We start from the raw sequence: 21,503 nt of genomic DNA, 5'->3' as shown, positions 1-21,503 counted from the left end.
GTGGCGGGCGGGTTGCCCGGCGTTCAGGCGCAGGTCGGGGCATGTCAGGCTGGGGCGGTGAGCGAGCCGGGCGGGACGGAACTGTCGGCCACGCTGCGCCGGATCGAACGGGCGGCGGGGGCGCTGGCCAGCGCCAGCGTGGCCCGGATGGACGAGACGCTGCCCTGGTTCCGCGACCTGCCGCCCGACCACCGCTCCTGGGTGATGCTGGTGGCCCAGGCCGGAGCCCGGTCGCTGGTGCAGTGGCTGCGCGACGGCGGCGGCACGGCGGACAGCACCCAGGAGGTCTCCGACGAGGTCTTCGCCACCGCGCCGCAGGCGCTCGCCCGCTCGATCAGCCTCCAGCAGACCGTCGCGCTGGTGAAGGTGATGATCGACGTGGTCGAGGAGCAGGTCTCGCACCTGGCGGCGGAGGGTGAGGAGCAGCAGTTGCGCGAGGCCGTGCTGCGGTTCTCCCGGGAGATCGCCTTCGCCGCCGCCCGGGTGTACGCCCGGGCCGCCGAGTCGCGCGGCTCGTGGGACGCCCGGTTGCAGGCGCTGCTGGTGGACGCGTTGCTACGTGGTGACACGCCGGACGTGCTGGCGAGCCGGGCGGCGGCACTCGGCTGGGCGGACGCCCCGCCGGTGGCGGTGGCGGTCGGCCGCTCTCCCGGCGGGGAGGTCTCCGCCGTGCTGCACACCGTCCACCGGCAGGCCCGGCGCATCGACACGGAGGTGATCGGCGGGGTGCACGGCGACCGCCTGGTCATCGTGCTCGGCGGCGTCGCCGACCCGGTCGCGGCCACCGGCAAGCTGCTCGGCGCGTTCGGGGACGGGCCGGTGGTGGTCGGGCCGGCCGTGCCGAGCCTGGACGAGGCGACCGAGTCGGCGCGTGCCGCGCTGGCCGGCTTCCGGGCCGCACCGGCCTGGCCGACCGCGCCCCGGCCGGTGCCGGCGGACGACCTGCTGCCGGAGCGGGCGCTGGCCGGGGACGCGGAGGCGCGCCGCCGGCTGCGGCACGACGTCTACACCGCGCTGGTGCGCGCCGGCGGGGAACTGCTGGAGACCCTCGACGCCTTCTTCGCGGCCGGCGGCACGTTGGAGAGCGCCGCGCGGTCCCTCTTCGTGCATCCGAACACGGTTCGCTACCGGCTTCGGCGGATCTCCGACGTGACCGGCTTCTCGCCGCTCGCGGCGCGGGACGCGTTCGCGCTCCAGGTGGCTCTCACCGTCGGGCGGCTTGATCCGGTGGTTCCGGTGGCACCAACCCAGACAATCACCACCAGGATTGGGTAGAACATCACACACAGGTGATGATCGCCGCCGATTTTTGTAGGATTCCTCCAAAGGTTCTAGTGCGGTTTGGTCGAGGGCCGCACAGCGCTACCCGCGCGTATCCGGGAGAGTCATAGACGTGCTCGCCGTACTTTCGCCCGGCCAGGGTTCTCAGAAACCCGGCTTCCTGACTCCCTGGCTCGACCTCACCGGCGCTGAGTCGCGTCTGCGTTGGTGGTCGGCGCTGGCCGGGGTCGACCTGGTGCACCTCGGCACCGCGGCCGACGCGGACGAGATCAGGGACACCGCCCGGACCCAGCCGCTGCTGGTCGCCGCCGCGCTGCTCGCCGCCGAGCACCTGCCGATGTACGACGTCACGCTCACCGTCGGCCACAGCGTGGGCGAGCTGGGCGCCGCGGCGCTCGCCGGGGTGCTCCCGGCGGAGGCGGCGATCACCCTGGCCGGCGTACGGGGCCGGGAGATGGCCGCGGCCTGTGCGCTGGAGCCGACCGGGATGGCCGCCGTGCTGGGCGGGAACCCGGACGAGGTGCTCGCCTCGATCGCCACGCACGGGCTGCACCCGGCCAACCGCAACGGCGCCGGCCAGTTCGTCGCCGCCGGCGCGGTCGAGGGGCTGGAGAAGCTCGCCGCCGAGCCGCCGACGAAGGCCCGGGTGATCCGCCTGAAGGTGGCCGGCGCCTTCCACACGCCGTACATGGCCCCCGCCGAGGCGGCGCTGGCCGCCGTGGCTGCCGGGATCACCCCGAGCGACCCGGGCCGGATCCTGCTGTCCAACCTCGACGGGGCCGCGGTCAACCACGGGCGCGACATGGTGCAGCGCCTGGTGCGCCAGGTCACCGCACCGGTGCGCTGGGACCTCTGCATGCGTACCCTGGCCGACCTCGGGGTGACCGGAGTGATCGAGCTGCCCCCGGCCGGCACTCTCGCGGGCCTGGTGAAGCGGGAGCTCAAGGGGGCCGACGCCCCCGAGGTGGTCACCCTCAACACGCCCGACGACCTGCCGGCCGCCAGAGACCTGATCGCCCGGCACGGGATGGCGCCGAGCCACGAGCCGACCATGCACTTCCGCGTGGTGGTGGCCCCGTCGGCCGGCACCTTCGAGCCGGCGGAGGGCCTCGCCGAGGGCGACACGCTCCGCACCGGCCAGGTCGTCGGCCACGTCGCCACCCGGCAGGGCCCGGTCGAGGTGACCGCACACGACAGCGGCGTGCTCACCGAGTGGCTCGCCCACCACGACGACCCGGTCGCGCCGGGCCAACCGCTCGTCCGCATCGGAGGTAACCCGTGAGCGCGAGGAATGAGCCGGGTTTGCGAGTCCCGCAGTCGCGAACGAAAGGCAGCCCCGTGAGCGCGAGGAATGAGCCGGGTTTGCGAGTCCCGCAGTCGCGAACGAAAGGCAGCCCCGTGAGCGCGAGGAATGAGCCGGGTTTGCGAGTCCCGCAGTCGCGAACGAGAGGACAGCTCCGATGACCGGCAGCCGGATCGTCGCGCTGGGGCACTACCAGCCCTCCCGGGTGGTCACCAACGACGACATCGCCCAGTTGGTCGAGACCAGCGACGAGTGGATCCGGGACCGGGTCGGCGTCGTCACCCGGCGGATCGCCGACGGCGAGACGGTCTCCGACATGGCCGCCGCCGCCGCCGGCAAGGCGCTGGCCAACTCGGGGCTCACCGCCGCCGACATCGACCTGGTCGTGGTGGCGACGTGCAGCTCCGCCGACCGCAGCCCGAACGTGGCCTGCCGGGTCGCCGCCAAGCTCGGCATCACCGCGCCCGGGGCGTTCGACCTCAACACGGCGTGCTCCGGCTTCGCGTACGCGCTGGGCACCGTGGACCACGCCATCCGGGCCGGCGCCTCGCGCCACGCCCTGGTCATCGGCGCCGAGAAGCTCTCCGACATCGTCGACTGGACGGACCGCTCCACCTGCATCATCTTCGCCGACGGCGCCGGCGCCGCCGTGGTGTCGGCCGTCGCCGACGGCGAGCCCGCCGGTGTCGGCCCGGTGGTCTGGGGCTCGGTGCCGGAGCGGGGCGACGCGGTACGCATCGAGGGCTGGCGCCCGTACATCCAGCAGGAGGGGCAGTCGGTCTTCCGCTGGGCCACCACGGAGCTGGCGCCGCTGGCCCGGCAGGCGTGCGAGCGCGCCGGCGTGGACCCGTCGGAGCTGGCCGCCTTCGTGCCGCACCAGGCCAACTCCCGGATCATCGACGGCATCGTCAAGCGGCTCGGCATCCCGAACGCGATCATCGCCAAGGACATCGTCGAGTCCGGCAACACGTCGGCGGCGAGCGTGCCACTGGCCCTGTCCAAGCTGGTCGAGCGGCGGGAGGTGCCGTCCGGCGCCCCGGTGCTGCTCTTCGGCTTCGGCGGCGGCCTGACCTATGCCGGTCAGGTCGTCCGCTGTCCCTGAAAGCCCCTCCGGCCGCCGCGCCGGAGAGTGACGGCCGAAGTCGTCGGCCGTCGAATGATCCATCGATGAGAGGAACCAACCGCAATGACCCGTGACGAGATCACCGCCGGCCTCGCCGAGATCCTCGAAGAGGTTGCCGGGGTGAGCCCGGACGACGTGGCCGAGGGGAAGTCCTTCACCGACGACCTGGACGTCGACTCGCTCTCCATGGTGGAGGTCGTGGTTGCGGCCGAGGAGAAGTTCGGCGTCAAGATCCCGGACAACGAGGTGCAGAACCTGAAGACCGTCGGGGACGCCGTCAGCTACATCGAGGCGCAGTCCTGATCATGGCTCACACCGACGTCGTCGTCACCGGGCTCGGCGCGACCACCCCGCTGGGCGGGGACGTCGCGTCGACCTGGCACGCCATGATCGCCGGCCGCTCCGGGGTGAGTGCGCTCACCCAGGAGTGGGCCGCGCAACTGCCGGTCCGGATCGCCGCCAAGCTCGCGGTCGAACCGTCCGGCCTGCTCGACCGGGTCAAGCTGCGTCGGCTGGACCGTTCCGAGGCGATCGCGATCATCGCGGCGCACCAGGCCTGGGCCGACGCCGGCCTGGCCGACTCCGGGCTGGACCCGGAGCGGCTGGGCGTCAGCGTCGGTTCCGGCATCGGCGGCGCGCTGACCCTGCTCGCCCAGGACGACATCCTGGAGGCGTCCGGCCCGCGGCGGGTCTCCCCGCACACCATCCCGATGCTGATGCCCAACGGGCCCGCCGCCTGGGTGGGGCTGGAGCTGGGCGCGAAGGCGGGGGTCCACTCGGTGGCCAGCGCCTGCGCGACCGGCGCGGAGGCGATCGCGCTCGGCATGGACATGATCCGCGCCGGCCGGGCCGACGTGGTGGTGGCCGGCGGCACCGAGGCGGTCATCCACCAGCTGCCGATCGCCGGGTTCAGTTCGATGCGGGCGATGTCGACCCGCAACGACGAGCCGGAGCGGGCCTCCCGCCCGTGGGACAAGGGCCGCGACGGCTTCGTGCTCGGCGAGGGCGCGGGGATCGTGGTGCTGGAGCGGGCGGAGCATGCCGCAGCCCGGGGCGCCCGGGTCTACGCCCGGCTGGCCGGCGCCGGCCTCACCTCCGACGGCTACGACATCGTCCAGCCGCACCCGGAGGGCGAGGGCGCGATCCGGGCAATCTCGAAGGCGATCGCGGACGCGGACGTCGACAGACTGGACATCGTGCACGTCAACGCGCACGCCACCTCGACCCCCGTCGGTGACGTGGCCGAGATCACCGCGCTGCGGGCGGCGCTGGGCGACCACCCGGTGCTGACCTCGACCAAGTCGATGTCCGGTCACCTGCTGGGCGCGGCGGGCGCGCTGGAGTCCATCCTCACCATCCTGGCGATCCGCGACAGCGTCGTACCGCCGACCATCAACCTGGACGACCCGGACGACGGGCTGACCCTGGACGTGGCCACCAACGAGCCACGCCACATGGACATTCCCGCTGCCCTGAACAACTCGTTCGGCTTCGGCGGACACAACGTGGCTCTCGTCTTCACGCGGGCCTGAGACCACAGCCTTGGAGGCTCACGTGACCACCACCGCCGTTGGCGTGGACGCATCTTCCGTCGTGGACCATCGGGATCCGGAGGTGCGGCTCCGGGCGTTGTTCGACGCGGGTTCGTTGCGGCTCTCGGTGCCGCGGGACACCTCGGGCGTGTTGTGGGCCCGGGGTGAGATCGAGGGCTCGCCCGTGGTCGCGTACGCCACGGACGCGACGCGGATGGGCGGGGCGATGGGCACCGAGGGGTGCCGGCACGTCGTGGACGCGATCGACACCGCCGTGCGGGAGCGGGTGCCGGTGGTGGGGTTGTGGCACTCGGGCGGGGCGCGGCTGGCCGAGGGTGTGGTCGCCCTGGACGCGGTGGGTCAGGTGTTCGCGGCGATGGTGCGCGCGTCGGGGCGGGTGCCGCAGATCTCCACGGTGCTGGGTCCCGCGGCGGGCGGCGCGGCGTACGGGCCGGCGTTGACCGACATCGTGGTGATGAGTGGCGCCGGTCGGATCTTCGTGACCGGTCCGGAGGTGGTACGTAGCGTCACCGGTGAGCAGGTCGACATGGCCCGCCTGGGTGGGCCGGAGCCGCACGGCCGCCGCTCCGGCGTGGTCCACGTGACCTGCGCCGACGACGAGACGGCGCTGGCCGAGACACGCAAACTCGCCGCGCTGCTCGGTCGGCAGGGGCGCCTGTCGCCCGACGACGTGTCCGCCCAGGACGAGGGTGGGCACGACCTGACGGCGAAGATGCCGGCCGAGACGAACCGGGCCTACGACGTCAAGCCGGTGGTCAAGGCGCTGCTGGACGCCCCCGGGGTGGAGTTGCACGCCAAGTGGGCGCCGAATGTCGTGACCACCCTGGGTCGTTTCGCCGGCCGCACCGTCGGGGTCATCGCGAACAACCCGCTGCGGCTGGGCGGCTGTCTGGACGCCTCCAGCGCCGAGAAGGCGGCCCGGTTCGTACGCATGTGTGATTCCCTCGGCGTGCCGCTGATCGTCCTGGTCGATGTGCCCGGCTACCTGCCCGGCCTCGGCCAGGAATGGGACGGCGTCGTACGCCGCGGCGCGAAACTCCTGCACGCCTTCGCCGAAGCCGTCGTGCCCCGCGTCACCCTCGTCACCCGCAAGGCCTACGGCGGGGCGTACATCGCGATGAACTCCCGCTCCCTGGGGGCCACCGCAGTGTTCGCCTGGCCCAACGCCGAGGTCGCCGTCATGGGCGCCAGCGCCGCGGTCAACATCCTGCACCGCAAGAAACTCGCCGCCGTCCCCGCCGAAGACCGCGAGGCCCTACGCGCACAGCTCATCGAGGAACAGACCCGCGTCGCCGGCGGCGTCAACCGCGCCCTCGAGATCGGCGTCGTCGACGATGTCATCACCCCCACCGAGACCCGACGCCGCATCGCCGAGGCTCTCGCCGCCGCCCCCGCAGCCCGGGGCGCCCACGGCAACATCCCCCTGTAGGACAGCCACCGCTTCGAGGAAGAACCGGTCGGGCCGCTGAGGGCCGGACGTACCGCCGGAAGGGCCCGCGCTCACACCGAGCGCGGGCCCTTCCGCGTCGCTCAGCCCCGGTTGCGGGGGTGCTGGCGGGCGGTCCGCTCGTTGCCCCGGCGGTAGTTGCCGGTCCACCGTGCCATCACGAGCTGCGGGTCGTCGCCGACCTCGGCGAGGAACTCCGCCGCCCGGCCACCACGCAGGGTGCCCGCCACCCGGCCGTGGTGGGTGATCGCCACGGTGCCGTCCGACCGCTCGACGTACGCGAAACCCTCTGCTGTCCCCATGGGCGCCGAGGGTGTCAGACGGGACGGACGAACGCGACCCGGTTTCCGGCCGACTCTCCTGGGCCGGGGGCTGCTGACACCCGTCGTGCCAACGGTGGGGTGGCCCGCACCGCCCTGCGCGCGGCCCGGTGGATCAGCCGGTTTGACGTCGCCTGTCCGTGTCGCTTTGATGGGCCGACTCTCATCGTCAACGGGGAATGGACACCATGGAACGTCATACCCGCGCCGCCGTGCTCGCGGCGCTCACCATCGGACTGCTCGGCGGGTGCGCCGAGGACACCGGCGCCGGCCAGGCGACCGGCAGGCCGGCGCCGGAGGCCGCGGGCGAGCCCTGGTACGACGAGGTGGCCGCCGAGGCGGCGGGCAACGACACGGCGGGCGGTGCGGGGACGCCGTGCCCGCTGCCGGTCTCGTTCCCCCTGGCCAAGGGCTGGAAGGCGAAGGCCGTCGAGGTCCCCGCCGGTGAGCTGGCGGAGCTGCTCGGGGAGGCGCTCACCAAGCGGGGCGGCACCACCGTCCGCTGCGAGGTGGACGGGCGGTCCAGCGGCGGCGGCTTCCTGCGGGTGTGGGCGACCGACCAGCCGACCGTCGCCCCCCGGACCGCGCTGGAGGCGTTCGTCGCCGGCACCGAGGACAAGATCAGCGGTCAGCAGTTCAGGGACGTCCGGGCCGGTGCCTTCGACGCCACGGAGGTCACCTGGCTGGCCACCAGCACACTCACCGACGAGGAGTCGCGCGGCTGGGCGCTGGCCGTCCAGGCGGAGGGGCAGACGCTGGTGTTCACGGTGAACGAGGGTCTGATCACCGAACGGACCGACGTGCTGCCGGCGTACCGGCTGGCGACGCGGGGGCTCGCGGACGCCGGGTGACGACGGGCGCCCGGCGATGGCGCCGACGATCCAGATCAGCGCGGCCCGGGTCAGGCGCCGCAGGTCGTGGCGGGCAGGCCGGTCACCGGCACCGGGGACCGGCCACCCGGGCGCACCTTGCCGGCCAGCACCCCGGCGAGGGCGGTCATCGACGCCTGGCTGGACGAGTAGGTCGCCAGCAGGGTCGGTGACTTCGCCTTCGCCAGCACGTACGGCGTGTCCATGGCGACCGTGACGGCGGCGTCGGCGCGCAGGTCGCCGTCGCCGTCGCCGTACCCGACGAGGTGTACCACCGTGCCGCCGGCCGCCACCTTGACCCCGGCCGCCTTGAGCGCCTCGGTCAGCGCCGCCCGGGTGTGGTCCCGCCCACCGGAGGCGGTCACGGTCACCGGACCCCGGACCCCGCCGCCGCAGGCGCCACGCAGCACCGTCACCGCCGCCGCGGCCAGATCCTCCGCTGCCTTGCGGTGCGCCGGACCGCCCAGCGTGGACAGCTCGGGGGCGGACCGGTCGGCCAGCTTGAACTTCATGGTCGACACCCGGGTCGCGGCGTCGACGAGGCGGGCCCGGGGCAGCGAGCCGTCGCGCAGCGCGGCGAGCAGCCCGTCGTACGCCTGACCGACGTTCGGCGGCATCAGGATGAGATCGTTGCCCGCCTTCAGCGCGCGCACAGCGGCCTCCCCCGGCGACCAGCGCTTGGCCGGGGGCATGTTCATCCCGTCGGTGATCACCACGCCCTGGAAGCCGAGCTGGCCGCGGAGCACGCCGGTGAGCAACTTGTGCGAGAAGGTCGCCGCGGTGCCCGGGTCCACCGACCGCGCGTCGAGGTGAGCCGACATCACGGCCATCGCACCGGCGTCGATGCCGGCGGAGAAGGGCGGCCACGCCGCGGTCTCCAGCGTCTTGCGGGGCTGGTCGAGCACCGGCAGGCCCTCGTGCGAGTCGGCGGCGCTGTGCCCGTGCCCCGGGAAGTGCTTGACGGTGGCCGCCACGCCGGCGGCCTGCAACCCGCGGACCGCGCCCGCGACCTGCCCCGCCGCCGCCTTCGGATCCGCCCCGTACGACCGGGAGCCGATCACGGTGCTGCGGGTGGCGAGCACGTCGGCGACGGGGGCGAAGTCGAGGTTGATCCCCATCGCGGCGAGTTCGTTGCCGGCAGCCCGCCACGCGGCCTCGGTCAGCTCGGGCTTCCCGGCCGCGCCGGCGGCGAGGGCGCTGGGCAGCAGGGTCACCCCGTCGGTGATCCGGGTGACCACGCCGTACTCCTGGTCGGTGCCGATCAGGAAGGGCGCCTGTTTGGCGGGCAGCCGGCCGGCGGCCTCGCGCAGGCCGTCGGTCAGCGCGCGTACCTGCTTCGGGTTGTCGACATTGGTCGTCTCCTGGTTGCCCTTCGTGGGGTCGTCGGCGCTGAAGCCGACCAGGATCAGCCCGCCGAGCCGGTACTTCTCGACCATCTGGGCGGGCGTGTCCACCCCGGCCAGCGCCTGGTTGCCGGCCGCCGAGCCGGGCGACACCCTGGTGGCCGCGTCGCCGTAGGCGTACGGCATCAGCACCTGGCCGACGAGGTCCTCGTCGGCGAGCGTGGCGACGAGGGCGGCGGCGCGGGCGGCGGGGTCGGCGCCGGGGAGGCTCGCACCGGGTGTCGGGGTGGCCGCCGGGGCGGCCGGGCTCGTCGGCGCCGGGTCGGGCCTGCGGTCCGTCGGCCCGGAGCACCCGGAGACGAGCAGCGCGGTCAGGACGGCGAGCGCGACGCCGGCACGTCGCGGAGTAGTCGACACGCGGCCCATCCCACCAGTTCACCCCTTATCGGGGCAACTTGACCTTCACCCGGTGGCGGGACCGGTCCCTGGTCCCGCCGGGGCGTCAGCCGACCCGGGTGAGCAGGGTCACCGGGGCGCCGTCGCCGGCGTACCGGTAGGGCTCCAGTTCGGCGTCCCACGCGGTGCCGAGCGCCTTGTCGAGGGCGTGCGCGAGGGCCTCCGGCGCCCGCGCGCCCGCCATGATGCTGCGCAGCCGGTCCTCGCCGAGCTGGATGTCGCCGGCCGCCCCGACGGTCGCCCGGAACAGGCCCCGCCCGGGCACGTGCATGAAGCGTTCGCCGTCGGTGCCGGGGCTCGGCTCCTCGGTGACCTCAAAACGGATCATGGGCCATTGCCGGAGGGCAGCAGCCAGCTCGGCGCCCGTCCCCGGACGACCGGTCCACCCGCACTCGGCCCGGCGGACGCCGGGGTCGACGGGCTGAGCCGTCCACTGCAGGTTGACCGGCGCGGCAAGGACGCGCGCGATCGCCCACTCGACGTGTGAGCACACGGCGAGCGGGGTCGAATGGACGTATACGACGCCACGCGTTGGCACGGTGACCTCCCGGAGAGCGAGGTGCGTCTTCCCCTACGACCTCGACCACCCGAGTGGTTGCTGGAACACATGATGACTGCTGTGACGGATGGTGCGCCAGGGAATCGGAAAATTCGCGGGTCGGAAATAGTCGGACGGATGACCCGGTTGTGCCCTCACGACGCGGTGACCAGCCAGGGGTCGCGGTCCTGTACAGTTCCATCGGCGGCCTGTGCCGCGCACAACTTCCGCGGGCCCACCCACCAGGGTGTCGCCCGCACAGCCCCCGGACGTTCCGTCCTCCCGTACGTCTTGCAAGGAGTACCTCCGTGGCGAGCAACACCTCTAAGACCGCGCGCGCGTCAGTCCGGGCCGGCCAGGCTGGCCAGGGTGGCGCCCTCAGCGTGCTGGGCGAGTTCAAGTACCTCATCCCGCTCAACGGCGGCAAGAACGCCTACGTGCGTAACCTGACCAACGGCAAGACCGCGCACCTGCGCACCGACTCCGAGGCCTTCATCGAGGAGATCCGGGTGCTGGCCGCCGCGGGTCACGCCGCGAAGATCCGGGTCGAGATCAACAACCTCAACGCCACCCACCCGGGTGACGGCTGGGACGCCACCGAGAAGCGCCTCGTCGAGGCCGGCGTCTTCGAGGGCTGAGCCCTCCCCCACGCGACACCTGAACCGCCCGTCGGGATCACCCCGGCGGGCGGTTCGGCGTCTGCGGACAGGAGAGGAAGGGTCCCTTTCCTCACACCTCGAGCAGGGCGACCTCGCCGGTGGTGAGGTCGTAGATGGCGCCGACCACGGCCAGCCGGCCGGCGTCGGCCGGGCCGGCGAAGAGGTCGTCGGCGCGCAGGGCGGTCACCGTACGGAGCACGTGTCGCCGGATCGCCATCGGATGCACCCGGGAGTCGTCGACGCCCACCTCCGTCACCGCCGGGGCGATCTGGTCGATCAGGTGGCCCAGCGCGCCACCCGGCACCCGCCCGCCGCGTAGCGCGTCCACGGCGGAGGCGACCGCGCCACACCGCTCGTGTCCGAGCACCATCACCAGCGGCACGCCCAGCTCACCGACCACGTACTCGATGGAGCCGAGCACCGCCCGGTCGAGCACGTGCCCGCCGGTGCGGATCACGCAGATCGAGCCGAACGTCTGGTCGAAGATCGCCTCCAGCGGCACCCGCGAGTCGATGCAGCCGAGCAGCACCGCGTACGGCTGCTGGTCGCCGGAGGCCGCCGCCGCGGCGGCGGTGACGTCGTGGCCGTGGATCGGCTGGCCGCTGACGAAGCGCCGGTTGCCGGCGAGCAGTTCCGCCAGGGCGGCCCGGGGCGTGCCGCCGGCCGCCCGCCCGCCCGGCGCGGGTTCGGGCGGTGTTGCCTGCGGCGACCCCATGCCCCCAGCTTGGCGGGCCCACCGAACGCCTGCCGGCGGGTTACGAATCTTCTCACCGACACGGTTGCCGTGGTCTGATGGCGGGTAGCCGGTGTTACCACCGGGTGTCCCCGGTGTTGCGGTTCCACGCGGCCTGGGGAGGTGGCGATGCCGGAGCACGTCGAGGTACGGCTACCCGACGACGTACGCCTGCACGTCGAGGCGACCGGGCCGGCCGACGCCGAGGTCACCGTGGTGTTGCTGCACGGCTGGACGCTGGACGGCCGGGCCTGGCACCGGCAGCTCGCCGACCTGCGGGAACGGTTCGACGGCGCGGTGCGGGTGGTGACCTACGACGCCCGGGGGCACGGCCGGTCGAGTTGCATGGCGCTGCCCACCGCCACCGTGGCCCAGCTCGGCGACGACCTCGTCGCGGTGCTGGACGAGGCGGCCCCGACCGGCCGGGTGGTCCTGGTCGGCCACTCCATGGGCGGAATGACGATCATGGAGTACGCACACCGGCACCCCGGGCACTTCGCCGCCCGGACGGCCGGGTTGGTCTTCGTCTCCACGACGGCCGAGGGGCACACGCACACCGTCTACGGCATCTCGCCCCGGATCGCCCGGTTGATCCGGATCGCCGAGACCACCGGGGCCGGCGTGCTGGCCCGGTGCGGCTCCTGGCGACCGCCCCGGGCGCTGCTGCGCGCGCTGCGGCCCAGCATCCGCTGGATGCTCTTCGGCGACCGCTGCGACCCGCACGACATCCGACTGGTCACCTCGGCGGTGGCCCGCGCCTCCCTCCGCTCGATCGGCGGGTTCCGCGCCTCCATCGGGGCGCAGCACCGGCTGGACACCCTCGCCGCGCTCGCCCACCTGCCGGCGGCAGCCCTGGTCGGCGACCGGGACCGGCTCACCCCGCCGCCCTGCGCCGAATCGATCGCCGCCGCGCTGCCGGCGACGGAGCTGACCGTCTGCCCGGGTGGCGGGCACATGTTGATGATGGAACGCCCCGACGAGGTCAACGCGGCACTGGTTGGCGTGCTCCGCCGCGTGCTCGCCGCCTCCGGCACCGCCGGCCGGGTCGACTGATCCGTACCTCCGGGAGCGCGGCGCGGCCCGCGCGGACGTGACGCGGGTTCCTTTCCCGCACCGGTGACGCCGCTGGTTGCGCGCGGGCCGTACCCTCTTGCGGTTGGCCTGGCGCGGTTGGCACGGTTCGAGCCGCCCGCCGCCGACGTCAGGAGGAGCGAGCGGTGACCGACCAGACCACCCTGGAACAGGAGATGGCCGTCGAGCAGCGGCATCTCGACCGGGTGTACGCCCGACTGGCCGAGCTACGCCGGTCGGCGGTCAGCGCCGAGAAGGAGGGCTACCGGCTTGCCCGGGTGGGCAACTTCGGGGCGCTGGTCGAACGGGACGCGATGGTGTTCCACGCCGCCCGGCGGCGGCACACGCTGGACGCCGAGCACGAGGGCCTGGTCTTCGGCCGGTTGGACCTGCTCGACCGGCAGGTGCTGCACGTCGGGCGGCTCGGCATCCGGGACGACGACGCCTCCACCCTGGTGGTCGACTGGCGTGCCCCGGCCGCCGCCGCCTTCTACCAGGCAACCCCGGCGCAGCCGCTGGGCGTGGTACGACGGCGCACGATCCAGTCCTCCGCCGAGCGGGTCACCCGGATCGAGGACGACCTGCTCGATCCCGTCGCCGCCCCCGCCGAGATGGCGGTGGTGGGTGACGGCGCACTGCTGGCCACGCTTTCGAAGGCCACCGGCCGGGGCATGCGGGACATCGTCGCCACCATCCAGCGGGAGCAGGACGAGGCGATCCGCTCCCCTGGCTCGGGCGTGACGATCGTGTCCGGCGGTCCGGGCACCGGGAAGACCGCCGTCGCCCTGCACCGGGCCGCGTACCTGCTCTATTCCGACCGCAGCCGGTTCGCTGGCGGCGGCATCCTGGTGGTCGGCCCGTCGTCGGTCTTCGTCGAGTACATCGCCTCGGTGCTGCCCTCGCTCGGCGAGGACACCGCCACCCTGCACTCGCTGGGCACGCTCTTTCCGGGCCTGGGAGCCACCCGCACCGATCCGCCGGCCGTGGCGGCGGTCAAGGGCTCGCTGCGGATGCGGCGGGTGCTGGAGCGGGCGGCCCGGGACGCGGTACCGGGCGGCCCGACCGAGCTGCGCCTGCTCTACCGGGGCACGCTGCTCCGACTGGAGCGCCGCGAGCTGGACGGCATCCTGGACCGGGCGATGCCTCGGGGCGCCCGCCGCAACGAGGCCCGCCGGGTCGGCTTCGACGGAATCTTCGCGGCGCTCTGGGCGCAGGCCCGCCGGCTGGGCGTCGGCCGGCTGCCGGAGCAGCGCGCGTTCGAGGGCGAGATCGTCGAGCGGCCGGAGTTCCGGGAGTTCCTCAAGGCGTGGTGGCCCCGGCTGCACCCCCGGCACGTGCTGGGTTGGCTGGCCCGCCCGGACCGGCTGCACCGGTACGCCGACGGGATCCTCTCCCGCGCCGAGATCCGGCTGCTGGCCGACGCGTACCGGAGCCTGGACGACGCCGGGTTGACGATCGCCGACATCGCGTTGCTCGACGAGCTGGACGCGCTGCTCGGCAAGCCGATGAAGCCGGCGCGGGCGAAGCGGGACCCGTTCCAGCTGGCCGGCGGGGTCCGCGAGCTGAGCACCTTCGCCGACCGGCAGCGGGCCGCCCGCGACGCGGCCCGGGAGCGCCCGGAGGACTACCGCGAGTACGCGCACGTGGTGGTCGACGAGTCTCAGGACGTCTCGCCGATGCAGTGGCGCATGATCGGCCGGCGCGGGCGGCTGGCCTCGTGGACGGTGGTGGGCGATCCGGCCCAGACGGCGTGGACGGGAGACCCGGAGGAGCTGACCCGGGCCCGGGACCAGGCGTTGGGCCGGCGCAAGCGGCACCACTTCACCCTCACCACGAACTACCGCAACTCGGCGGAGATCTTCGCGGTGGCCGCGGCCGAGATCCGCCGGCTGCACCCGGATCTCCCACTGCCCAGGGCGGTGCGGTCCACCGGTGTCGAACCGGTCGAGCTGGCGGTGCCGCCGGCGGAGCTGGCGGACTCCGTCGTGGCGGCGGCCACCACGCTGCTCGCCGAGGTCGAGGGCACGGTCGGCGTGATCACGCCGGTGCCGCGCCGCGACGAGGTGGCCGGCTGGCTGGGCGGGCTGGGCGCGCCGCGCCTACAGGTGGTGACGAGCCTGGAGGCCAAGGGCATGGAGTACGACGGGGTCGTCCTCGTCGCCCCTGGGGAGATCCGGGCCGACCCGGGCTCGGGGGTGCGGACGCTCTACGTCGCACTGTCCCGGGCCACCCAGCGGCTGACCACGGTCGACCCGACCGGCTGAGACCGTTACTTGCACACATTGCGATGTGAGCATAGATTGGTCGCGAGTCCAGACGCCTGACGGAGGTGGACGCGTGGGCGCAGGTCATGACCACCATCACGGGTCGGTGGCGAATGCCGGGCACCGTTACCGGGGCCGGCTCTGGGCGGCGTTCGGGCTGCTCGCCGGCCTGATGGTGGTGGAGGCGGTGGCCGCCTTCCGCACGGGCTCGCTGGCTCTGCTGAGCGACGCCGGGCACATGTTCACCGACGTGCTCGGCATCGGCATGGCGCTCGCCGCGATCGCCGCCACCCGGCGGGCGGGCGCCGACCCGCAGCGCACCTTCGGCCTCTACCGGCTGGAGGTGCTCGCCGCGCTGGCCAACGCCTTGCTGCTCTCCGGCGTCGCGGTCTACGTCGTGATCGAGGCGGTGCGCCGCTTCGGCGACCCGCCGGAGGTGCTGGCGGCCCCGATGCTGGTGGTCGCCGTACTCGGCCTGCTCGCCAACATCGGCGCCTTCGCGCTGCTGCGCTCCGGGGCGAAGGAGAGCATCAACGTCCACGGCGCGTACCTGGAAGTCCTCGGCGACCTGCTGGGGTCACTCGGCGTGATCGGGGCTGCCCTGCTGATCGCCACCACCGGCTGGTGGTGGGCGGACCCGCTGGTGGCGGTCGCGATCGGGCTGTTCATCCTGCCGCGCACCTGGCGGCTGGGGCGGGCCGCGCTGCGCATCCTGGTACAGGCCGCGCCGGAGCACCTCCAGGTCACCGCGGTGCACGACCGGCTGGCCGCCGTGCCCGGCGTCGCCGAGGTACACGACCTGCACGTCTGGACGCTGACCTCCGGGATGGAGGTGGCCTCGGCGCACCTGAGAATGGAGCCCGACGCAGAGGTCGGCGCGGTGCTGGGCGCCGCCCGGGCCGCGCTGCACGACGACTTCAAGATCGAGCACGCCACGTTGCAGATCGAGCCCGGCGCGTCCTCCGGGGCCTGTGGGGCAGTCGAGTGGTAATGAGGACAACCTTAAATCTGGGAGCGTATTGTGATGCTATGCCGGATTTGACTGTTAGTGGACACACACCCTCCGTCACCTGCACTACACCAGTCACACCGGCACCGGTAGGCTCGGCTTCGGCCTCCGCCAGGCGGCACCCACCGGTGCCGGCGGTGGCCGCCGCCTAATCGCCCGGCGGGGCGAACCGGGGAACCATGTTCGTGGGGTGCATCCGCGTCAGCGGTAGGGATCTTCCGTCCCGAACCCGTCAGCTAACCCGGTCGGCGGCTGACGGAAGGACACATGCATGCCAGTGATGGCACCCGTACGACGACGTGCCGCCCGAACGGCGGCCCTGATCGCCACGATGCTCGCCCTCGGCGCCGCGGTGACCCCGGTCACCGCCGCCCAGGCGGCGGCCAATGCCCGCGCCGGTCTGCTCGCCGCGGCTCCCGGCCAGGACGAGGAGGGCGGCACCCCCGCCCTGCGGGCCCAGTTGGAGGCCGCCAGCAAGGGCTACATCGACGCCAAGCGCGCCCTGGACACCTCGGTCAAGCGGCAGCAGCAGCTCGCCGCGCAGCTCAAGACCACCGAGGTCGAGCTGGTCGCGCACACCGCCAAGGTCGGAAAGATCGCCGGGGCCGCCTACCGCACCGGCCGGCTCAGCGTCGCGTCCGCCCTGCTCGCCAGCAGTTCGCCGGACGGCTTCATGGACCGCGCCGCCGCCCTCGACGCGGTGGCCGCCAACGAGGACCGGGCGCTGCGCGACCTCCAGCAGACCCGCGACGAGGCCACCCGCACCCAGCTCGCCCTGAACGGCGAGATCCGGGAGCAGCGTAAGCAGGTCGCCGTGATGGACAAACGCAAGGAGCAGGCCGAACGGGCGCTGACGGTGGCCAACCGGCAGCAGTCCGCCAGCGGGGGCACCTCGCCGGGCAGCACCTCGAAGAAGACGGCGAAGTCGGCGCCGCGCAACTCCGACGGCTCCTGGCCGTCCGAGTCGTGCAGCGTCAACGACCCCACCCCCGCCAGCGGCTGCATCACCCCGCGCACCCTGCACGCGCTCAACCAGGCCAAGGCTGCGGGCTTCACCCGCTACGTCTCCTGCTACCGCTCCGGCGGCTCGGGTGAGCACCCGAAGGGTCGGGCCTGCGACTTCGCGGCCCAGAAGAGCGGCTTCGGCGGCGACGCCACCGGCGGCGACCGGACCTACGGCAACAACCTGGCGGCGTACTTCGTGGGCAACGCCGACCGGCTCGCCGTGCTCTACGTGATCTGGTACAGGCAGATCTGGCTGCCGAGCAGCGGGTGGAAGTCGTACAGCGGAGCCAACGGCGACCCGTCCAGCGACCACACCAACCACGTGCACCTGTCGGTCTACTGACGCCCGCGCCCCGGTGCCCCGCCCGGCGCGGGCCACCAGGCGGTCACGCCCGGCGAACCGGCCCCGATCGCGTCCGGCGCGAGCGGAGCCGGTGCCGTCGCGTCCGGCGCGAGCGGAGCCGGTGCCGTCGCGTCCGGCGCGAGCGGAGCCGGTGCCGTCGCGTCCGCCGCCCAGCAGGGCGGGCGCCGTCGTGGGTCAGTCGGTCGGGTGCTCGGGCGGGTGCTGGTCGAGGACTGCGCCGAGGCGGGCGGCCAGCCCCAGGTGGGCGGCGCGGGCCTGGCGGAACGCGTAGCCGAAGAGCGGCGTGGGCGCGGCGAGGGTGATCTCCACGTCGATGCGGACCACGCCGTCGGGCTCCGCCCGCAGCCGGGTGTGGTTGCGTACGGTGGTGGCGGGCCACTGCCGGGCCACGGTGACGATCTCGTCGGGATCGTCGACGAGGACGTCGGCCCGGTAGGTGATCGGCAGGCGTACCGGCCCCGCGGCCAGTCGATCGGTGATGTCGTAGCTGGCCCGTGCGCCGGGGCGGGGCGGCACCCGGCGGACCCGGACGATCAGCGGGTGCAGATCCTTCTGCCGGCCGGGATCGGCCAGCAACGCCGCGGCCTCCGTGAGGGAACAGCGCGCCTGGACGGTGTAGCTGAAGGAATCCCGCCTGAGCACGCCGTCTCCCCACCGTCGATGGTCGCCCGATCGTCGCGCATGCCGGGCACGCTGGCAACGCCGCGCCGATCCCGCCCGGAGTCCGGACGTCCGAGCACTGCCCCGACTACGTTCGGCTGATGGACGGTCACGTGACGTGTCGATCGGTGGAGGGTGGACGCATGAACGGGTACGACGGATGAGCGGGCACGTGATGGTCTTCGCGCCCACGCCCCGGCTGACGGTGACCGTCGACCAGCCCAGCGAGGCGCCGGAGCTGCACCTGCACCCGGGCGGGCAGGGCGTCTGGCAGGCCCGGATGGTGATGTCGCTCGGGGTCGACGTGGTGCTCTGCACCGCCCTCGGCGGCGAGATCGGTCAGGTGCTTGAGCCGCTGCTGGTCAGCGAGGGGGTCGACCTGAAGGTGGTGCTCCGCGAGTCCGGCAGCGGCGGGTACGTGCACGACCGCCGCGACGGCTCCCGGCAGGAGATCGTGGACGTGCCCGGCCAGCCACTCAGCCGGCACGAGTTGGACGAGCTCTACAACCTGGCACTCGGCGAGGGGCTGCGCGCAACGGTCAGCGTGCTGAGCGGGCCGAACGAGCCGTCGCTGGTCCCGGCCGACCTCTACCGGCGGTTCGCCGCCGACCTCGGGGCCAACGGCAGCCGGGTGGTGGTCGACCTCTGCGGCGAGCACCTCGACGCCGTGCTGGACAGCGGGGTCTTCTTCCTCAAGATCAGCCACGAGGAGCTGATCGCCGACGGCCGCGCCGACGGTGAGGACGAGGAGCAGCTCACCCGGGCCCTGTACGACCTGCACGCCGGCGGCGCCGAGAACGTGGTGGTGAGCCGGGCCGACAAGCCGGCCCTCGCCCTGGTCGACGGCGAGGTCTTCGAGGTGGAGATGCCCCGGTTGGAGGCCGCCGACACGCGCGGCGCGGGCGACTCGATGACCGCCGGGGTGGCGGCCGTGGTGGCCCGCGGCGGTGACGTGCGCACCGCGATCCGTACCGGCGCGGCGGCCGGGGCACTCAACGTGACCCGGCACGGCCTGGGCACCGGCCGGCTCGACTCGATCACCGGCCTGGTCGACCGGGTACGCCTCGTACCGGCCGGCAGCCGGCCGCACGAGCGGACCACCCCCGACGAGCTGGCCGACCGGGCGGCCGAGCGATGACGCTGCGGGTGCTGGTGACCAACGACGACGGGATCGCCGCGCCGGGCATCCAGGCGCTGGCGCGGGCGGCGGCGGACCGGGGGCTGGACGTGGTCGTCGCCGCGCCGCTGGAGGAGGCGAGCGGCACCAGCGCCGCGATGAACGCCGTGGAGCGCGACGGGCACGTGGTGGTCCGCGAGCACCCGCTGCCGGAGCTGCCGGAGGTGCCGGCGTTCGGGGTCGCCGGCTCGCCCGGCTTCATCGCGCTGATCGCGGTGCACGGCGCGTTCGGACCCCCGCCGACGGTGGTGCTCTCCGGCATCAACCGGGGCGCGAACGCCGGGCGCGCGGTGCTGCACTCGGGCACGGTGGGTGCCGCCTTCACCGCCGCCGCGAACGGCTGCCGGGCGATGGCCGTCTCACTCGACGTGCTCTCGGCCGGGGAGGCCACGGCCGCCAGCGGGGGTGCCGCGGTGGCCGCCGCCGCCCGGGTACGCGACGCCGAGCGGCACTGGTCGACGGCCGCCCGGGTCGCCCTGGACCTGCTGCCCCGGCTCACCGCCGGGCCGGTGGAGAGCGTGCTGAACGTGAACGCGCCGGACCTGCCGCACGGCCGGCTGCGCGGGGTACGCCGGGGCACGCTGGCCAGCTTCGGCCAGGTGCAGATGACGGTGGCGGAGGCCGGGCACGGCTTCGTCCGCACGTCCCTGGCGGAGCCGGGGCAGGCCGTGCAGCCCGGCACCGACCTGGCCCTGCTGGCCGAGGGGTACGCGTCGGTGACGGCGATCCGCGCGGTCACCGAGGTGACGGACGTGGACCTGTCGGGCCTCGGCGACACCTGAGCGAACGGCCGGGCGGGGTCAGGCGCCGGGGAGGACCTCGGGGGCGGGCGCACCGGCGTAGTAGGGCTCGGGGGCGCCGAAGAGACCGAGCAGGCCGGTCACCCAGAGCTGCCGGTGCACGAACCGGCTCGGCTCGGTGACGACGAGCCTGACACCGCTCACCTCGGCGGTCTGGAAGCCGGCGACCATCGCGCTGATGCCGACCGAGTCGATGAAAGTGACCAGCCGCATGTTCAGCTCGATCCGGCCGGGACGCCCCTTGGTCAGGACCTCGGCGATCGCCTCGCGCACCTCGTACGCGGTGTCGACGTCGATCTCACCCCGAGGGGCGATCTCGATGACACCACCGGGCAGGACCGACTTCACGATCGACAGGCTCACGCGAGCACCTCCACTCGCCCGTCCGACGGGCGCCTCATCAGTACGCGGGCCGCGACCGAGAGTATTCCTCCGATGGCCCCGGTCGCCACCCCTCGGGATGAGCAATTCACGAACGAGGGCACCGCAAGTCACCCTTATCCGGGCTATCACCGTTTTGTCCACCCAACGATCAGCTGTCGCTGACGCGTCGCGCGCCCAAGGGTAGCCGGCCCTCCCGGCACCGCCCAACAGCCGACCCCCGGGCGTGGCCTGTTCCGCTTCGGCCCCCGGCCTTGCCCCTGCTGCCTAGCATCGGCTCGAAGACACGACTGCGACCGGGAGGACGATCGATGATCAGGAGACTTGCCGCGCTGGCCGGTGTCGGCGCGCTGTTGGCCCTCGTGCTGGCCTGCGGGTTCGGCGGCGGCGGGGGCGATGACGACGACGATGACGACGACTTCGCCCGGAGCGTGACCACGGCGGTCGCCATCCGCTGACCCGGCCCCACGCACCGCCCGCCGGTGCTCCCGGGTTCGCGGCACCCGGCCGACACCACCCGGGTTCTGCGGCGCCCGCCGTCACCACCGGGTTTGCGGAGCCGTCCCGGCGGGCACAGGCGGATACGAGCGAACCGTCACATGCCGGTGAGACGCCGAAGTCCGAAATGGCCGCCGGCTTCGGCACCCGAGGAGGTAACCCACCATGTTCGGAAGCAACCTGCTGGACCGTCGCAGCAAGCCCGAGCGGATCACGGACCAGGCGTGGCAGCACCTGGTCTCGGCGGTCAGCTCCGCCGGCGACAGCGTCCTCGACACCGCCCGGTCGGCCCGCCGAGGCGGTTCCGGCCTCGCCGACGAGGCCGGCGACCTGGTGGGCTCCGCGGCGGACGTGGCCCGCCGCCGGGCCACCCTGGCCTTCGACGCGCTGGCCGGCCGCCGGCCCGCGCTGCCCTGGACGCTGCTGATCAGCGCCGCACTGGTCGGCGCGGCGATCGGCTGGGCCGCCGGCACCGCCGCGCGGGCCGCCGGCAGCCGGGGCGACCGGGCGATGGACGACATCGAGTTCGTCGACGTCGACCGCCCCAACTCCCCCGTCGGCCTCGACGGCTGACCGGCCCGACACCCGCTCGCGGCGCGGGCTCCGGCCGACCTCAAGGTCGGCCGGAGCCCGCGTCCGCGTTCTCGCA

General features: G+C 73.7%; 22 protein-coding genes and 1 riboswitch. Of the genes, 16 read left to right on the top strand and 6 right to left on the bottom strand.

Features of this window, described 5'->3' with window-relative positions:
- The 6 genes from GA0070608_RS17330 to GA0070608_RS17305 all read left to right on the top strand — a co-directional run bounded on the left by GA0070608_RS17330 (position 1) and on the right by GA0070608_RS17305 (position 6,689).
- Positions 1 to 1,275, top strand: coding sequence for a PucR family transcriptional regulator (locus GA0070608_RS17330; protein WP_281186086.1), 1,275 nt, complete (start codon positions 1 to 3; stop codon positions 1,273 to 1,275).
- 118 nt (positions 1,276 to 1,393) lie between these two features.
- Positions 1,394 to 2,563, top strand: coding sequence for an acyltransferase domain-containing protein (locus GA0070608_RS17325; RefSeq protein ID WP_091629285.1), 1,170 nt, complete (start codon positions 1,394 to 1,396; stop codon positions 2,561 to 2,563).
- Positions 2,564 to 2,741: 178 nt separating this feature from the next.
- Complete coding sequence (locus GA0070608_RS17320) at positions 2,742 to 3,686, top strand: beta-ketoacyl-ACP synthase III (RefSeq protein WP_091629283.1); 945 nt, start codon at positions 2,742 to 2,744, stop codon at positions 3,684 to 3,686.
- 84 nt (positions 3,687 to 3,770) lie between these two features.
- Positions 3,771 to 4,010, top strand: a complete 240-nt coding sequence (locus GA0070608_RS17315) for an acyl carrier protein (RefSeq protein WP_013735281.1) — start codon at positions 3,771 to 3,773, stop codon at positions 4,008 to 4,010.
- A gap of 2 nt (positions 4,011 to 4,012) precedes the next feature.
- Entirely contained in the window at positions 4,013 to 5,239 is a 1,227-nt protein-coding gene (gene fabF / locus GA0070608_RS17310) for a beta-ketoacyl-ACP synthase II (protein ID WP_091629281.1), read from the top strand.
- Between the two features lie 10 nt (positions 5,240 to 5,249).
- Positions 5,250 to 6,689, top strand: coding sequence for an acyl-CoA carboxylase subunit beta (locus GA0070608_RS17305; protein ID WP_425413236.1), 1,440 nt, complete (start codon positions 5,250 to 5,252; stop codon positions 6,687 to 6,689).
- A 101-nt stretch (positions 6,690 to 6,790) separates the two neighbouring features.
- On the opposite strand, the gene GA0070608_RS17300 is transcribed toward GA0070608_RS17305, so the two are convergent.
- On the bottom strand, positions 6,791 to 7,009 hold the full coding sequence (locus tag GA0070608_RS17300; RefSeq protein WP_091629276.1) for a hypothetical protein: 219 nt from the start codon (positions 7,007 to 7,009) through the stop codon (positions 6,791 to 6,793).
- 206 nt (positions 7,010 to 7,215) lie between these two features.
- On the opposite strand from GA0070608_RS17300, the gene GA0070608_RS17295 reads away from it, so the two are divergent.
- Positions 7,216 to 7,878: a lipoprotein gene (locus tag GA0070608_RS17295; RefSeq protein ID WP_091635350.1), complete on the top strand. Its 663-nt coding sequence runs from the start codon at positions 7,216 to 7,218 to the stop codon at positions 7,876 to 7,878.
- Positions 7,879 to 7,928: 50 nt separating this feature from the next.
- On the opposite strand, the gene GA0070608_RS17290 is transcribed toward GA0070608_RS17295, so the two are convergent.
- Positions 7,929 to 9,665, bottom strand: a complete 1,737-nt coding sequence (locus GA0070608_RS17290) for a glycoside hydrolase family 3 protein (RefSeq protein WP_091629273.1) — start codon at positions 9,663 to 9,665, stop codon at positions 7,929 to 7,931.
- A gap of 76 nt (positions 9,666 to 9,741) precedes the next feature.
- Positions 9,742 to 10,233, bottom strand: coding sequence for a DUF3145 domain-containing protein (locus tag GA0070608_RS17285; protein ID WP_091629271.1), 492 nt, complete (start codon positions 10,231 to 10,233; stop codon positions 9,742 to 9,744).
- Positions 10,234 to 10,541: 308 nt separating this feature from the next.
- Between GA0070608_RS17285 and GA0070608_RS17280 the strand changes: the two genes are divergently transcribed.
- A complete protein-coding gene (locus GA0070608_RS17280) occupies positions 10,542 to 10,871 on the top strand; it encodes a hypothetical protein (protein WP_091629269.1) in 330 nt (109 codons plus the stop codon).
- 91 nt (positions 10,872 to 10,962) lie between these two features.
- On the opposite strand, the gene GA0070608_RS17275 is transcribed toward GA0070608_RS17280, so the two are convergent.
- Positions 10,963 to 11,607, bottom strand: a complete 645-nt coding sequence (locus GA0070608_RS17275) for a carbonic anhydrase (RefSeq protein WP_091629267.1) — start codon at positions 11,605 to 11,607, stop codon at positions 10,963 to 10,965.
- A 147-nt stretch (positions 11,608 to 11,754) separates the two neighbouring features.
- Here GA0070608_RS17275 and GA0070608_RS17270 point away from each other — a divergent pair, with 147 nt between their 5' ends.
- The 4 genes from GA0070608_RS17270 (at position 11,755) to GA0070608_RS17255 (ending at position 17,317) form a co-directional block, all read left to right on the top strand.
- Positions 11,755 to 12,678: an alpha/beta fold hydrolase gene (locus tag GA0070608_RS17270; protein WP_091629265.1), complete on the top strand. Its 924-nt coding sequence runs from the start codon at positions 11,755 to 11,757 to the stop codon at positions 12,676 to 12,678.
- A 164-nt stretch (positions 12,679 to 12,842) separates the two neighbouring features.
- Positions 12,843 to 14,960: a HelD family protein gene (locus GA0070608_RS17265; protein ID WP_091629263.1), complete on the top strand. Its 2,118-nt coding sequence runs from the start codon at positions 12,843 to 12,845 to the stop codon at positions 14,958 to 14,960.
- Between the two features lie 73 nt (positions 14,961 to 15,033).
- On the top strand, positions 15,034 to 15,951 hold the full coding sequence (locus GA0070608_RS17260) for a cation diffusion facilitator family transporter (RefSeq protein ID WP_091629261.1): 918 nt from the start codon (positions 15,034 to 15,036) through the stop codon (positions 15,949 to 15,951).
- 153 nt (positions 15,952 to 16,104) lie between these two features.
- Positions 16,105 to 16,236: riboswitch (cyclic di-AMP (ydaO/yuaA leader) on the top strand.
- Between the two features lie 13 nt (positions 16,237 to 16,249).
- Positions 16,250 to 17,317, top strand: coding sequence for a coiled-coil domain-containing protein (locus GA0070608_RS17255; protein ID WP_176733977.1), 1,068 nt, complete (start codon positions 16,250 to 16,252; stop codon positions 17,315 to 17,317).
- A 195-nt stretch (positions 17,318 to 17,512) separates the two neighbouring features.
- Here GA0070608_RS17255 and GA0070608_RS17250 read toward each other — a convergent pair whose 3' ends face one another.
- Complete coding sequence (locus GA0070608_RS17250) at positions 17,513 to 17,980, bottom strand: hypothetical protein (RefSeq protein WP_091629256.1); 468 nt, start codon at positions 17,978 to 17,980, stop codon at positions 17,513 to 17,515.
- Positions 17,981 to 18,158: 178 nt separating this feature from the next.
- Between GA0070608_RS17250 and GA0070608_RS17245 the strand changes: the two genes are divergently transcribed.
- Entirely contained in the window at positions 18,159 to 19,136 is a 978-nt protein-coding gene (locus GA0070608_RS17245) for a 1-phosphofructokinase family hexose kinase (RefSeq protein ID WP_176733743.1), read from the top strand.
- Positions 19,133 to 19,957, top strand: a complete 825-nt coding sequence (gene surE / locus GA0070608_RS17240; protein WP_091629253.1) for a 5'/3'-nucleotidase SurE — start codon at positions 19,133 to 19,135, stop codon at positions 19,955 to 19,957. Before GA0070608_RS17245 ends, surE begins: the two co-directional genes overlap by 4 nt.
- An 18-nt stretch (positions 19,958 to 19,975) precedes the next feature.
- Here the strand turns inward: surE and GA0070608_RS17235 are convergent, their stop codons facing one another.
- Positions 19,976 to 20,338 (bottom strand): STAS domain-containing protein, encoded by a 363-nt coding sequence (locus tag GA0070608_RS17235; protein WP_091629249.1) that lies wholly within the window; start codon positions 20,336 to 20,338, stop codon positions 19,976 to 19,978.
- A 329-nt stretch (positions 20,339 to 20,667) separates the two neighbouring features.
- Between GA0070608_RS17235 and GA0070608_RS32665 the strand changes: the two genes are divergently transcribed.
- Both GA0070608_RS32665 and GA0070608_RS17230 read left to right on the top strand, forming a co-directional pair.
- Complete coding sequence (locus tag GA0070608_RS32665; RefSeq protein ID WP_176733742.1) at positions 20,668 to 20,814, top strand: hypothetical protein; 147 nt, start codon at positions 20,668 to 20,670, stop codon at positions 20,812 to 20,814.
- A gap of 205 nt (positions 20,815 to 21,019) precedes the next feature.
- Positions 21,020 to 21,427 (top strand): hypothetical protein, encoded by a 408-nt coding sequence (locus tag GA0070608_RS17230; RefSeq protein ID WP_091629246.1) that lies wholly within the window; start codon positions 21,020 to 21,022, stop codon positions 21,425 to 21,427.
- Positions 21,428 to 21,503 lie beyond the last annotated feature (76 nt).

The sequence above is a fragment of the Micromonospora peucetia genome (genome assembly GCF_900091625.1).
GTDB classification, from domain to species: Bacteria; Actinomycetota; Actinomycetes; order Mycobacteriales; family Micromonosporaceae; genus Micromonospora; species Micromonospora peucetia.
The sequence above is the reverse complement of the archived record's forward strand: the minus strand, read 5'-3'. Positions and strand labels throughout refer to the sequence as shown.

What these genes read in the sequence shown, in the direction of transcription:
- GA0070608_RS17320 (WP_091629283.1), top strand. Translation starts at nt 2,742, where the DNA reads ATGACCGGCAGCCGGATCGTCGCGCTGGGGCACTACCAGCCCTCCCGG.
- GA0070608_RS17315 (WP_013735281.1), top strand. Translation starts at nt 3,771, where the DNA reads ATGACCCGTGACGAGATCACCGCCGGCCTCGCCGAGATCCTCGAAGAG.
- fabF (WP_091629281.1), top strand. Translation starts at nt 4,013, where the DNA reads ATGGCTCACACCGACGTCGTCGTCACCGGGCTCGGCGCGACCACCCCG.
- GA0070608_RS17300 (WP_091629276.1), bottom strand. Translation starts at nt 7,009, where the DNA reads ATGGGGACAGCAGAGGGTTTCGCGTACGTCGAGCGGTCGGACGGCACC.
- GA0070608_RS17295 (WP_091635350.1), top strand. Translation starts at nt 7,216, where the DNA reads ATGGAACGTCATACCCGCGCCGCCGTGCTCGCGGCGCTCACCATCGGA.
- GA0070608_RS17290 (WP_091629273.1), bottom strand. Translation starts at nt 9,665, where the DNA reads ATGGGCCGCGTGTCGACTACTCCGCGACGTGCCGGCGTCGCGCTCGCC.
- GA0070608_RS17275 (WP_091629267.1), bottom strand. Translation starts at nt 11,607, where the DNA reads ATGGGGTCGCCGCAGGCAACACCGCCCGAACCCGCGCCGGGCGGGCGG.
- GA0070608_RS17270 (WP_091629265.1), top strand. Translation starts at nt 11,755, where the DNA reads ATGCCGGAGCACGTCGAGGTACGGCTACCCGACGACGTACGCCTGCAC.
- GA0070608_RS17255 (WP_176733977.1), top strand. Translation starts at nt 16,250, where the DNA reads ATGGCACCCGTACGACGACGTGCCGCCCGAACGGCGGCCCTGATCGCC.
- GA0070608_RS17245 (WP_176733743.1), top strand. Translation starts at nt 18,159, where the DNA reads ATGAGCGGGCACGTGATGGTCTTCGCGCCCACGCCCCGGCTGACGGTG.
- surE (WP_091629253.1), top strand. Translation starts at nt 19,133, where the DNA reads ATGACGCTGCGGGTGCTGGTGACCAACGACGACGGGATCGCCGCGCCG.
- GA0070608_RS32665 (WP_176733742.1), top strand. Translation starts at nt 20,668, where the DNA reads ATGATCAGGAGACTTGCCGCGCTGGCCGGTGTCGGCGCGCTGTTGGCC.
- GA0070608_RS17230 (WP_091629246.1), top strand. Translation starts at nt 21,020, where the DNA reads ATGTTCGGAAGCAACCTGCTGGACCGTCGCAGCAAGCCCGAGCGGATC.